The organism is Algoriphagus kandeliae (assembly GCF_004571135.1).
GTDB classification, from domain to species: domain Bacteria; phylum Bacteroidota; class Bacteroidia; order Cytophagales; family Cyclobacteriaceae; genus Algoriphagus; species Algoriphagus kandeliae.
Genome location: NZ_SPSB01000002.1, coordinates 199,513 through 212,620 on the forward strand (window position 1 = coordinate 199,513; position 13,108 = coordinate 212,620).

A 13,108-nucleotide genomic window follows, 5' to 3' on the forward strand; every position below is an offset into this window, starting at 1 on the left:
TTATTTAACAAATCCTTTAAACACGATTTTTGAGGCTGACACTAGTTTTTTTAAATCAGGGATAAATTGAAAATTTTTTATATTGGATTAGGCTCTTAATTCCTTTTGATATACCATAAGGTGAATTTTTCATCCCTAAACATATTATATATGAATACTAAAGGCGGATATTTTAACAAGTTGTATACAATAAATTCGTATTACATGAAAAATTCACTGTGCCTTATTGCCTTTATACTATTAACGAGTTGTAACAACCAGCCAACAAAAGAAAAAAAAGCTTCTGCTACTTACTTTCGAAACAAGCCACTAGAATCTCCTATTCCATATAAAAGTGAAATTATTGAATTTATAAATGTTCGGGATAGTATCGTGTTACAAGGCACCCTTACTTATCCTGACAAAGAAACCAACTCATTTCCGGTTGTCGTACTCATGCACGGAACTGGGAGACATGACCGTGATTATAGTGTATATGGTCATAAGCCCTTTCTAGTAATAGCCGATTATTTAAGCAGGAATGGGATAGCTGTCTTGAGATATGATAAACGAGGTTGCGGAGAATCAGGAGGTAATTTTGACTTGGCTACTTATGATGATTTTGCTTCCGATGGATGGAGTGCCGTGCAATATTTAGAAGATCGTGAAGACATTGATTTTCATACTATCGGGATTGCAGGACATAGTGAAGGAGGTTCTACGGGTCCTATGGTTGAAGCGAAACATGAATTGGATTTTTTAATCCTATTAGGTGCTCCCGGATTACCTTACCCTAAAGCAGACAGTTTGTACTCTAGTGGAATGGCCAAAGCAAGGGGCTATTCTATCGAGCAGATAGTAAGAGAATCCATGGTTAATGATTCTATAATAAAGCTAGCATTAGAAATGGAACTCGGACAACCGCTAGAAGATTCAATTTATAATTTGGTCCATAGAAACCGAAGGGATCTTTCCGAGTTGAAAGGACTTTCGGGAGAAGAGCTCGAAGAAGTAATTGAGTGGTTTTATATAGAATATTATGCCAGACCAGCCTTCAAAGAATTTTGGGAAGGACCAAGTCCAGAAGAATACCTAAAGCAAGTACGCTGCCCAGTCTTATCTATTGGAGGAACCTTAGACCTGAATGTTCCAGGTGCTGAATCAGTGGCTGCCATTGATCTGGCGCTTAAGGAAGGAGGAAATACCGAGGTTACCTCTGTATTATTACCCAATCTCAACCACATGCTACAACCCGCAAAAACAGGATTGCCTGAAGAAGTAGATAGTATTGAATTAACCATTGAGCCTGATGTCCTTATACTGATAAAAGATTTCATTCTTAAACAGTCGAACAGAAATACTCCATCCGGTAAATAAAATAATGCATTGAAAAAGGTATATATCAAATAGAGAAATTCTTTATTCCAAACGATGAAGACTCTACATTTTTAATTCCTCATTCCCCTGACCCCTTTATTTTTATCAGGTAAGTGGCTGACAATTATCATGTTTTCATATCCATGCAGGAGATAACTTGATCTCACTAACCTAACTCTACTGTCATGGAAAATCTAAAAAACCCAATCCTGGACAAGGCAGACAACTTTTTTTATGCTGCGAAAGATGAATTATGCAGGCCCGAAGAGGACGTAGTCGCCTATAGCGTATGCCGAAACGCCTATTACGCCGTCGTGAATTACCTCGGTAGCTTCCTAGGTGAGCATGGCGTTGAGTTCCAGGAAAAAGATCAAGTAGACGATCTTTTGAAGCAGTGCAGAGCCATTGATGGCAAGTTCAATACACTAAATCTTTCCCCCATGTATCGCAGAGCCGATACTGAGGATCCTTGGATGAATATTGACATGGCGAATGATTTCATCATTATGGCTGAAAATACCCGCAAAGTAGTATCGGGTAATTAATCACTAGCAATCCTCCTTCTTATGAGCAATAAAACTAACCCCAAATACCCTGGGATTCGGGCAGCCCTTGACGGAAATACAGCCGCCATTATGTGCGAAAGAGAATCCTCAGATGCAGCAGGAGCTTATCCTATCACCCCCTCCACCCAAATGGGTGAATATTGGGCGGAAGAAGCTGCCAAAGGACACCTTAACATTTCCGACAAGCCGCTCATCTTTATTGAGCCTGAAGGGGAGCATGCAGCAGCAGCGGTGACAGCTGGCCTTTCCATGACGGGTCAGCGAGCCGCTAATTTTTCATCCGGACAGGGTATAGCCTACATGCACGAATCTTTGTATGCTGCTGTAGGTAAACGTCTCACTTATGTCTTGAACATAGGTGCGAGAGCCATGACAAAATCTACCTTGAATGTACATGCTGGACATGACGATTATCATGCGGTGGATGATACAGGCTTTTTCCAGATGTTTGCCAAAAATGCCCAACATGTGGCAGATTTAAACGTGCTGGCTCACCATATAGCTGAGCTCGCACTTACCCCTGGGATTATTGCTCAGGATGGATTTTTGACCACTCACTTGATTGAAAGTTTGTATGTGCCTGAGCGGGAACTGATCAAGGAATTTCTCGGCAGACCGGACGATATCATCGATACACCTACTCCAGCCCAGCGGATTATTTATGGAGAAAAGCGAAGAAGAATTCCAGAACTCTGGGATGTGGATAATCCACTAATGGCGGGTATTGTGCAAAATCAGGACTCCTACATGCAAAGTGTGGCAGCCCAGCGTCCCTTCTTTTTTGATCATATTAAAGACATCGCGGACAAGGCCTTTGATGAATATGCCGAACTAACCGGAAGGCAATATCAACGGGTAATGACTTACAAGGCAGAAGATGCCGACTACCTGATTTTAGGTCAGGGAAGCTTGATTCCAAGTGCTGAAGCAGTAGCTGATTACCTAAGAGCCACCCGGAAAATAAAAGTTGGGGTGGTCAATTTGGTCATGTTCCGCCCTTTCCCTTCTGATCTTCTTTCTAAAGTAATCAAAGGCAAAAAAGGGGTGGTCGTCTTAGAACGACTTGACCAGCCTTTGGCAGAAGATCTTCCCATCGCGAGAGAGTTGCGGGCCGTGATTTCCAAATGCTTGGAAAACGGATTATCAGACGGACAAAAGCCCTATCCAGAAATAGAATCTTATCATCAGGCCAAGGACGTACCTAGGCTTTATTCTGGTTCATTTGGAATGGGTAGCCGTGACTTACAAGCTGAAGGAATTATCGGGGCTGTGGAAAACATGTTACCCGAAGGAAAACATAAAAAGCATTTTTACCTGTCCATCGACTTTATCCGGGAGAATGCCTTTACCCCTAAACAACGGGCCTATCAGGAAACCATTCTCGAAGCCTATCCCAATATCAAGGATTTAGGAATCCGTGGATCGGAAAATCCAAACCTCATGCCTAAAGGGGCAACTACGGTTCGCTTTCACTCCATTGGTGGTTGGGGAGCGATTACCACCGGTAAGAACTTGGCGATGACGCTTTATGATCTTTTGGGTTTTGATATCAAAGCAAATCCCAAGTATGGATCTGAAAAGAAAGGTCAGCCTACCACTTATTACCTAGCAGCTGCACCCGAGCCTATTCGGATGAACTGTGAGTTTTATTTTGTGGACGTGGTGCTTTCTCCGGACCCAAATGTCTTCAAGCATACCAATGCCTTAGCAGGCTTGAAAGAGGGCGGATGCTTTATCATTCAAAGTGAGAAAACCTCTCCTGATGAAGTTTGGGCTGACATTCCAAAGCGATACCAAAAAATCATCATCGACAACAAGATCCGGGTATTCTACATCGATGGATTTAAAATCGCCCGTGAAGAAGCAACAGATCCAGAATTGCAATTGCGTATGCAAGGGATCGCTTTCCAAGGTGCATTCTTTGCTGCCTCTCCTTTGATGGAAAGTGCAGGATTAAATGAAAAAGACTTACTCAAAGCCATCGAAGATCAGCTCCAGCATAAGTTTGGTGCCAAAGGTCAACGAGTGGTTGATGATAACATGCGCGTAGTGAAGCGCGGATTTACGGAGGTGCATGAAATTCTAACTAAAGAGATTCAAACCGGCACCAACGGACAAGCAGCCCAAAGTGTAGGAATTCCGCTTCCAAAAATGCTGAAGGAATTGCCCCAAAGCCAATCCAAATTGAGTGATATCCACCGATTCTGGGAGCAAACAGGCAATTTCTATGCGCAGGGAATGGGGAATGACAACCTCACCGATCCATTTATCGGCCTGAGTTTGATGCCTGCCACTACGGCGGTTTTCAGAGATATGTCAGGCATCCGCTTTGAGCACCCTGAATGGATTCCGAATAATTGTACAGCCTGCGGCAAATGTTACACAGTCTGTCCTGATACAGCTATTCCAGGCTTGGTGAGTGATTTGAAAGATGTACTGGAAACAGTCGTTAAGCGAGTCAAAAAGAATCATGACAACGTCATTCATTTGACCAAAGCTGTCCGTACCCTGGAAAGCAAGGTTAGGGCTTTGTTTAAGGATGCAGCTGAAGACCAAACAGTCAATCAATTGATCCACATTGGAATCGACCAATTGACTGAGGAAAACAAGGACAATGCAGATATGGTGAATGAGCTCGGCTGGTTCAAAGAAGAACTGGGAGACTTCAAATTTGCTTTGACCCGTCCTTACTACGATTTGCATGAGAAAAAATCCCCGAACAGCGGTGGCTTGTTTAGCATCACTGTCAATCCAAATACCTGTAAAGGCTGTAATGAATGTATTAAAGTCTGCGAAGATGATGCTTTAGTATCCGTGATTCAGACAGAAGGCTCCATTGCCCGATTGAGAAAAGATTGGGATTTGTGGTCAGACCTTCCTACCACTCCTGAAAAATTCAATCGAATTGACAGTTTGGAGGAAAAAATCGGACCGCTGGAAACCATCTTATTAAATAAGGATGCTTACCAGCACTTTGTAAGTGGGGATGGTGCCTGTCTGGGTTGTTCCGAAAAATCCGTGGTGCATTTATTCATCGCGACGGTAGAATCCTTGATGCAACCCCGCATCAAGAAGCACATAAATCAGTTGGATGAACTTATCCAAAAACTGGAGCAACACATCCAATCCCGACTTCTGGAATCCATCAATATCAAGAATACAGATGCGATAGAAAGGATTCTCAACGAGTCTCGCAACACTGATTTAACCATGTCTGGCATTGCCAGCAAATTGGAAGCAGTAAGCGGAACTAAACCGATTGACCAAGAATGGCTAAAAGAAACAAGCCATTTGATCTCAGAACTCAGAAAACTGAAATGGAAATATACAGAAGGGACAACCGGCCGAGGTCGATCTGCTATGGGTATGACCAATGCCACAGGATGTACCTCTGTTTGGGGTAGTACCTACCCTTACAACCCATATCCATTCCCTTGGGCAAACCACCTCTTCCAAGATTCACCATCCATGGCGATGGGGATCTTTGAGGGACACATGTCTAAGATGGCCGATGGATTTAAAGCCATTCGAAAAGCCAACTTGATTCTCGAAGGCAAGTACAAGGCAGAAGAGCATAAAGACTTCTTTACCTACTTCAACTGGAAGCAATTCACAGATGAGGAATGGTTGCTTTGCCCTCCGGTTGTAGCCTTGGGCGGTGATGGTGCCATGTATGACATTGGCTTCCAAAACCTCTCCAGAATGATGGCTTCCGGAAAGCCAATCAAAGTTATTGTGGTGGATACCCAAGTGTACTCCAACACAGGTGGACAGGCATGTACCTCAGGCTTTATCGGTCAGGTATCTGACATGGCGCAATACGGCAAGGTGTGGAAAGGAAAACCGGAACCTCGAAAGGAAATTGGCTTGATTGCCATGGCACACCGTAACACCTATGTGATGCAAGGAACCCTGGCAAATACCAGTCACATGATCGAAGGCTTTATCGATGGTTTGATGACCAAGCGACCTGCCCTATTCAACTTGTATACCACCTGCCAACCTGAGCATGGCGTTGCAGATGATTTAGGTTCTCATCAGGCAAAATTGGCTGTAGAGTCCAGAGCTTATCCAATATTCCGATACAATCCTGATTTGAGTGTAAAAGTACAGGAGGCTTTGGATATCTCAGGAAACCCTGCTATCGATCAGGATTGGCCTACTTATCAATTGAAATATGTTGAAAATGGGGTTGACAAATCCATGGAGGTTCCGATGACCTTTGCGGACTTCGCCTTGACTGAGGGACGTTTCAGAAAGCATTTCCGAAATGCTCCTCGAAATACCTGGAATGAAAATATGATCCTGCTCACTGAATTCTTGGACATGAGCGAGGAAGATCGGGAAGGTAAATTCCCATTCATCTGGGCGGTAGACAGAAAAAATCAATTGACTCGAGTAATCGTAGCGAAAACCATTGTCGAGTCCTGTGAAGAGCGAAGAGACTTCTGGATTTTGCTACGGGATTTGGCGGGCACGAAACCTGAGGCCGCTACTGAAGAGGATCTAGAAAGCAAAATCAGAGCGGAAATTGTCGGAAAGATTGCCAGAAAACTGGCACAACTTGCCGGTGGAAATGGAGTCGATCTAACCTCCTCCATGATGCAGTCAAGCCCTACCGAGCAGCATGCAACTACCCAAGAGCAAGCGCCTACTACACAAACTGAATCTTCAGCTTGGATTGAAACAGATGAATGCACCTCCTGTAACGAGTGCATCAATCTCAACCCTAAAATATTTTCATACAATCAAGATAAAAAAGCCTATATCAAAGACGCACAGGCAGGACCCTATCAGGACCTAGTTCTAGCTGCCGAAAAATGTACAGCACAGGTAATCCATCCAGGATTGCCAGCTGACAAGACAGGAAAGGACATTGAAAAATGGATTAAAAGGGCCGAGAAATACAATTAAAGGATATGCTAACCATCAACAGACATACCTTTAAGCATGGTATTCATCCGCCTGAAAATAAAGATGAAACCAATGGCCTACCTATCAGGCAATTTTCCTTTGCCCCTCTAATTATACTTCCTGTTGCCCAGCACATAGGAAAGCCTTCCAAAATCATCATTCGGGAAGGACAAGAAGTAGTTAGGGGGCAAAAATTGGCGGAATCTGATGGGTTCTTGTCTGTGCCTCTTCATTCTCCCGCCAGTGGAATCATTCGCAAAATTGCCAATGTTCCCACCCTTTCGGGAAAAATGACAACCGGAATCTATCTGGAACCTTTTCCTTCATCCACACAGGAAATACTGGAAGGCAATCCGATAGATTTGGAAACTGCCACACCTGAAGAAATTCTCCTGGGAATTCAGGAAGCAGGGATTGTCGGCTTGGGAGGAGCAGCGTTCCCCACTCATGCCAAATTGAAAATTCCAGAAGGAAAGCATTGCGATACCCTCATCATCAATGGAATTGAATGCGAACCTTACCTGACGACTGACCATCGGGTGATGCTAGAGCAACCGGATGATATTTTCATGGGGATTAAATATCTGATGAAAGCGACGGGAGCGAAACACACGATCATAGGAATAGAGGCAAATAAGCAAGATGCTGCCGAATTCCTAGCGAGCAAACTTACCGGAAAAGAGCCTATCTCTGTTCAGGTTGTTCCTGTAAAATATCCTCAAGGTGCCGAGAAAATGCTGATTACAGCACTAATGGGCAAGGAAGTTCCGTCTGGAGGCCTGCCAATTGATGTGCATGCCGTAGTGGTCAATGTGGCGACTACCGCAGAAATCGGCCGCCTTTTACCCCATGGCCGAGGCATTCAGGAGCGGGTGATTACCATTACTGGTCCTGGAGTCAAGAAGAAAGGCAATTATCTCATTCCTATTGGTACTCCACTACGATATGTATTGGAGCAAGTGGGAGTAGATGAAAGCATAAGCGAGGTGTACATGGGAGGACCCATGATGGGTGTGGCTGTAGGAAATTTGGACATTTCCATTGTCAAAGGCACCTCAGGAATTGTTGTTTTCAACCAAAAGCAAGTGCATCGCTCCGCACAAGTGTACCCATGTATCAAATGTGGCGCCTGTGTAGATGCCTGTCCACTTTCACTCAACCCTTCCAAATTGGGCATCCTAGCCAAGTTTGAAAGCTATGATAAAATGGCCGAGGAATACCATCTGATGGACTGCTTTGAATGTGGCTCCTGCTCTTTCGTATGCCCATCTCATATTCCGCTGGTTCAGTACTTCAGGCTATCCAAATCTATTGTCCGCAAAAGAAAATCAAAGAATGTTTAAGCAAACATTACATATCAGCACTTCGCCACACTTGGTCAAAGGAAGCAGTGTGGAGATCATTATGCGCAATGTGGTTTGGGCTATGTTACCTGCGGCCGCATTTTCAGTATATGTCTTCGGCTGGAATGCTGCCTTGGTGTTGATTACGTCCACTTTATCCTGTGTGTTAACCGAACATGTGCTTTGCCGATTATCAAAGAAAAGAAGTACTGTCTCCGATTGGTCGGCAATCATCACAGGATTACTATTAGGTCTAACCTTACCTCCCATTTTTCCACTTTGGATGACCTTCTTAGGCGGTGTCATCGCCATAAGCGTTGGTAAATTCCTTTTTGGAGGCTTGGGATATAATGTTTTTAACCCTGCCTTAGTTGGAAGAGCTGTACTTCAGGGAGCTTTCCCCGTTGCCATTACCACTTGGTATGACGGTTTTTCGGCAGATCGATTTACTACTATCAACAGTTCGCTGTTTGCAGCCCCATTTATGAAACCGGTGGTTGACGGAGTATCGGGTGCCACACCTCTTTCAGCTTTTAAGTTTGACGGAGTTGTTACCGACACCGCAGATTTGGCTTTTGGTTTTGTCAGTGGGTCTGCTGGAGAAACAAGCGCCATTCTGATCCTTTTAGGGGGAGTTTATCTGGCCATACGAAACTTTATGAATTGGAGAATTCCTGTCTCCATCCTTGCGACGGTCTTCATTTTGAGTGGCATATTCTATTGGGTGGATCCTTCCAAGTATCCTTCCCCATTATTTATGCTCTTTTCCGGAGGACTAATGCTCGGTGCAGTCTTTATGGCAACCGACATGGTGGCTTCACCCATCACCAAATGGGGAGTCATGCTTTATGGAGCCATTATCGGAACACTAATCGTGGTAATACGGATTTGGGGTGGACTTCCGGAAGGAGTCATGTACGCCATTTTGTTAGGAAATGCAATTTCACCTCATATTGATCGATTGATTCGCTATCGGGTTTATGGAACTTCATTAAAATCATCATGACAGATTCAAAGACCATAGCGCCTCCTTCCAATAGCTTTAAAATGCTGCGTGCCATGGCTGGCATCGGTATTATTTGCGGGATACTGATCGTATTCACCTATGAAGGAACCTTGCCAAGAATTGAATTTCTGAGAGCAGAAGCCCTCAAAGAGGCAATCTTTAAGGTACTTCCTGGAATCACCGAAATGCAGCCCTATGCATATAAAAACAATTCTTTTCTCCCTGCAGAAGAGACAGATACAGATGTAGTCTATGCCGGATATGACAGCGAAGGAAATTTTAAGGGGATTGCCATTGTAGCAAGTGGTCAAGGCTATGCAGATCAAATCAAGATCATTTACGGATATGATCCGGATAATCAGAAAGTGGTAGGATTCTATGTCTTGGAAAGCAAAGAGACTCCGGGATTAGGAGACAAAATTGAAAAAGATCCCACCTTCCTTGAAAATTTCACAGCCTTGGATGTAGCTCTAAACGATGATCAATCGACTTTACAGAACCGGGTTGTCACTGTCAAAAAAGGTACAAAAACCAATGCTTGGGAAGTAGACGGTATCAGTGGCGCAACCATTTCCTCTCGTGCGATTGGTGAAATCATTAACGCAAGTGCTTCGGAATGGGCACCGCTTATTTACAAAAACAAGACGGCTTTTAATTCCCTCGAAAATGAATAATGAGATAACTAAAGCGACGGCACCCACCACTACTGATGAGTTTATCAAAGGCTTGTGGAAAGAGAACCCGGTTTTTGTGCAGGTCTTGGGGATGTGTCCGGTATTGGCTGTTTCGAATACGGCAGTCAATGCACTTGCAATGGGTTTGGCGACTGCTTTTGTACTGATAATGTCCAATAGTTTGGTTTCAATGCTGCGCAATTTTATCCCGAAAGAGGTGCGCATCGCATCCTACATTCTCATCATCGCCACTTTCGTGACCATGATTGACTATGCAATCCAAGCCATAAGTGTTGACCTTCACAAGAATCTTGGCGCATTCATCTCTCTTATAGTGGTGAACTGCCTTATCCTAAGCCGCGCTGAAGCATTTGCTTCAAAAAACACCTTGACAAAATCCATTATGGATGCCTTGGGAATGGGCTTAGGCTTTACCCTTGGTTTAGTTAGTCTTGGTGTGGTAAGAGAGATTTTGGGAAGCGGGTCAATATTCGGAATCGCTATTCTTCCTGATACCTTTCAGGAATGGGTAATCATGATTCTACCTGCCGGAGGCTTCTTCACATTGGCTGCATGGTTATTGGTTTTCAACTTGTATAAACAAAAACGCAACGCATTATGAATCAGGAATCATTCAGCCAAATATTCATCAATGCCGCCTTGGTAAACAACTTTGTTCTGGCCTATTTCCTTGGTATCTGTCCTTTTTTGGGCGTTTCGGGGAAGATAAATACCGCTGGAAAAATGGGGGGAGCGGTAACCTTTGTGATGCTCATTAGCTCCATGTGTGCCTATGGCATCCACGCCTTTTTGGAGGCAATTGACGCGCCGTTCCTTCAATTGATCAGCTACATTGTGGTCATCGCCTCCACAGTACAATTGGTGGAAATGTTTGTGAAGAAAATGAGCCCTGCACTTTTCCAAGCCTTGGGTATTTTTCTTCCCCTGATCACGACAAACTGTGCCATCTTGGGTTTGGCCTTATTTCAAACCAACAAAGGATACGATTTCTTTCAAAGCGTCACCTATGCATTTGGTGCCGGAACAGGATTCACACTAGCCCTCCTGTTGATGGCCGGATTACGAGAGCAACTTGATTTTGCGGAAGTACCCAAAGTCATCAGAGGTACCGTCTTGACCTTGGTAGCAGCAGGGATTTTATCCCTCGCATTTATGGGATTTTCAGGATTGGGAAGTTAAAGAGCAATAACAATGATGGTCAAATACCTAATCGGAATACTTGGAATAACGGGCTTAATGCTAGCCTGGGTTATTGTTCAATACTTATGGCGATTGGCTTTTATGGATAAACACTCATCAGAAGACGTGCTTGCCGGAAGAGGGGACTGTGGCAATTGCGGTTGTGGCACGGTATGTCAAAGAAAAACTACTAAAGAATAAAAAAATGGCACATTTATCAGATTTTGACACCCGAAGGCAACATGCTGCCACAGTTAAAAAGACCCGAAGGCTAACCCCTGAAGACACGGAAGAAGTCCGGGAATTGATTTTGGAGGTGAAAGACCCTTCATTTCATTGTGAAGTTGATCAAAGCTTTGGTGTTTTGATTCAAACAAAAGATGATTTTGGAAACACCATGCACCATCGTTTGTACAGTGTGGCCGATTTGCCCGAAAAAGTAAAAGGCAAAACAAGAATCACGCTTTTGGTGAAGCGCTGTAATTATGTGGATCCTTTCAGCGGAGAGCTGGAATATGGGATTGCCTCCAATTACCTCTGCGATCGAAAAGTAGGGGACGAAATTACCATCACCGGTCCTTTCGGTCTTCCCTTTAAGGTCCCTGAAGACCATGACGCCAATTTAATTTTGATCGGTATGGGGACAGGTATCGCTCCTTTTAGAGCATTTATCAAGCATATTTACACGCACATCAGGGATTGGAGAGGAAGGATACGGCTATTCTACGGAGCCAAGACAGGGCTCGAATTGCTGTACCAAAATGAGTTGGATAATGACCTGACCAGTTATTACGATCAAAAGACTTTTCAAGCCATTCATGCTTTGAGCCCAAGACCCTTGTGGAACGATGTCATGACCTTAAATCAATCCATTGAGGAGCGATCAGAGGAAATAATCGAAATGCTTTCTAGTCTCAACACCTACATCTATGTAGCCGGACACGAAAAAGTAAAGGAAGGTTTGGATGAGGTATTTAGCAAATTGATGGGTTCTGAGGAAAAATGGGAAACCAGAAAAGCGGAACTCATAGCAGGTAAAAAATGGGCTGAAATCATCTACTAGCGAAAAAGGAAATGTCAATAGTCATCGCAGTTTTAGCTCTTGGTGGACTCACCCTAGCATTGGCCATCTTATTGGTAGTGGCTAATAAGAAGCTTTACGTCTATGAGGATGAGCGCATCAATGTGGTGGAAGATATGCTGCCACATGCTAATTGCGGTGCCTGTGGTTTTCCGGGTTGTAGACCCTTTGCGGAAGCATTGGTGTCAGGAAAAGTCCTCCCCAGCAAATGTACAGTCAGTTCGCCCGAAGGCAGGGAGGCTATCGGGGAGTTCCTTGGTATTTCCGTAGGGGATGAAGAAAAGAAAGTGGCCCGATTGGCTTGTGGAGGTGGCACGAATGTGGCCCGAAATAAAGCCAAATATGAAGGGCTGGAGAGTTGTCAAGCAGCCGCTTTAGTCAGTGGTGGAGGAAAGGGCTGTTTTTGGGGTTGCCTGGGTCTGGGAGACTGCCAAAAAGTATGTGATTTCGACGCCATTCATATGAATGAGCATTCACTGCCTGTGGTGGATCTTGATAAATGTACCGCTTGCGGAGATTGCGTAGAAGTATGTCCAAAGGACCTTTTTTCCCTTCAACCTATCAGCCACCAACTTTGGGTAAATTGCAAAAATCTGGAGAAAGGAGATGAGATTCTAGAAGACTGCCAAGTAGCCTGCACTGCCTGCGGTCGCTGTGCTATGGATGCGCCGGGAGACCTTATTGTGATTGAAAATAACCTGCCAGTTATCAACTATTCACTGGCCCACCAAACCCAAGACCCGATTCAGCGGTGCCCGACTGGAGCCATCGTCTGGCTCGATCCAAAACTGGGAATCGTAAAAGGAAAAGAAAGTGCCAAAATCATCCGTAAAGGGGATAGAGAGCCTGGTTTTTCTTAAATAATCCCATAAATTTTTCGATTTCAAATCTTGATTTTCAAGCGCTTAGTAGACTGGACTGTGCCCTTGAAACCTGACTTTTATCTAGCTATTAGCTGATTTCGGTCA

General features: G+C 44.2%; 10 protein-coding genes. All 10 read left to right on the forward strand.

The genetic code is table 11. The features are described from left to right. Positions 1–204 precede the first annotated feature (204 nt). The 10 genes from E4S40_RS05425 to E4S40_RS05470 all read left to right on the forward strand — a co-directional run bounded on the left by E4S40_RS05425 (position 205) and on the right by E4S40_RS05470 (position 13,000). Positions 205–1,356 (forward strand): alpha/beta hydrolase family protein, encoded by a 1,152-nt coding sequence (locus E4S40_RS05425; RefSeq protein WP_161971777.1) that lies wholly within the window; start codon positions 205–207, stop codon positions 1,354–1,356. Between the two features lie 185 nt (positions 1,357–1,541). Continuing rightward, the gene (locus E4S40_RS05430) at positions 1,542–1,901 is read left to right on the forward strand and encodes a hypothetical protein (RefSeq protein WP_135071973.1); all 360 of its coding nucleotides are present in this window, start codon (positions 1,542–1,544) and stop codon (positions 1,899–1,901) included. A gap of 21 nt (positions 1,902–1,922) precedes the next feature. Further along, a complete protein-coding gene (locus tag E4S40_RS05435) occupies positions 1,923–6,836 on the forward strand; it encodes a 2-oxoacid:acceptor oxidoreductase family protein (RefSeq protein ID WP_135071975.1) in 4,914 nt (1,637 codons plus the stop codon). 5 nt (positions 6,837–6,841) lie between these two features. Beyond that, positions 6,842–8,179: an electron transport complex subunit RsxC gene (gene rsxC / locus E4S40_RS05440; protein ID WP_135071977.1), complete on the forward strand. Its 1,338-nt coding sequence runs from the start codon at positions 6,842–6,844 to the stop codon at positions 8,177–8,179. Next, complete coding sequence (locus tag E4S40_RS05445; RefSeq protein ID WP_135071979.1) at positions 8,172–9,185, forward strand: RnfABCDGE type electron transport complex subunit D; 1,014 nt, start codon at positions 8,172–8,174, stop codon at positions 9,183–9,185. Before rsxC ends, E4S40_RS05445 begins: the two co-directional genes overlap by 8 nt. Then, positions 9,182–9,859 carry an FMN-binding protein gene (locus tag E4S40_RS05450; RefSeq protein WP_135071981.1) on the forward strand — a complete coding sequence of 226 codons (678 nt, stop codon included), beginning with the start codon at positions 9,182–9,184 and terminating at the stop codon, positions 9,857–9,859. Before E4S40_RS05445 ends, E4S40_RS05450 begins: the two co-directional genes overlap by 4 nt. Further along, a complete protein-coding gene (gene rsxE, locus E4S40_RS05455) occupies positions 9,852–10,481 on the forward strand; it encodes an electron transport complex subunit RsxE (RefSeq protein WP_135071983.1) in 630 nt (209 codons plus the stop codon). The genes E4S40_RS05450 and rsxE overlap by 8 nt, the downstream gene beginning before the upstream one ends. After that, positions 10,478–11,059, forward strand: a complete 582-nt coding sequence (locus E4S40_RS05460) for an electron transport complex protein RnfA (protein ID WP_135071985.1) — start codon at positions 10,478–10,480, stop codon at positions 11,057–11,059. The genes rsxE and E4S40_RS05460 overlap by 4 nt, the downstream gene beginning before the upstream one ends. 205 nt (positions 11,060–11,264) lie before the next feature. Beyond that, positions 11,265–12,122, forward strand: coding sequence for a ferredoxin reductase domain-containing protein (locus E4S40_RS05465; protein ID WP_135071987.1), 858 nt, complete (start codon positions 11,265–11,267; stop codon positions 12,120–12,122). An 11-nt stretch (positions 12,123–12,133) separates the two neighbouring features. Continuing rightward, entirely contained in the window at positions 12,134–13,000 is an 867-nt protein-coding gene (locus E4S40_RS05470) for an RnfABCDGE type electron transport complex subunit B (protein WP_135071990.1), read from the forward strand. Positions 13,001–13,108: the final 108 nt, after the last annotated feature.

Bases quoted from the DNA above. Each gene is read 5' to 3' on its own strand.
- E4S40_RS05425 (WP_161971777.1), top strand. From the start codon at position 205: ATGAAAAATTCACTGTGCCTTATTGCCTTTATACTATTAACGAGTTGT.
- E4S40_RS05430 (WP_135071973.1), top strand. From the start codon at position 1,542: ATGGAAAATCTAAAAAACCCAATCCTGGACAAGGCAGACAACTTTTTT.
- E4S40_RS05435 (WP_135071975.1), top strand. From the start codon at position 1,923: ATGAGCAATAAAACTAACCCCAAATACCCTGGGATTCGGGCAGCCCTT.
- rsxC (WP_135071977.1), top strand. From the start codon at position 6,842: ATGCTAACCATCAACAGACATACCTTTAAGCATGGTATTCATCCGCCT.
- E4S40_RS05445 (WP_135071979.1), top strand. From the start codon at position 8,172: ATGTTTAAGCAAACATTACATATCAGCACTTCGCCACACTTGGTCAAA.
- E4S40_RS05450 (WP_135071981.1), top strand. From the start codon at position 9,182: ATGACAGATTCAAAGACCATAGCGCCTCCTTCCAATAGCTTTAAAATG.
- rsxE (WP_135071983.1), top strand. From the start codon at position 9,852: ATGAATAATGAGATAACTAAAGCGACGGCACCCACCACTACTGATGAG.
- E4S40_RS05460 (WP_135071985.1), top strand. From the start codon at position 10,478: ATGAATCAGGAATCATTCAGCCAAATATTCATCAATGCCGCCTTGGTA.
- E4S40_RS05465 (WP_135071987.1), top strand. From the start codon at position 11,265: ATGGCACATTTATCAGATTTTGACACCCGAAGGCAACATGCTGCCACA.
- E4S40_RS05470 (WP_135071990.1), top strand. From the start codon at position 12,134: ATGTCAATAGTCATCGCAGTTTTAGCTCTTGGTGGACTCACCCTAGCA.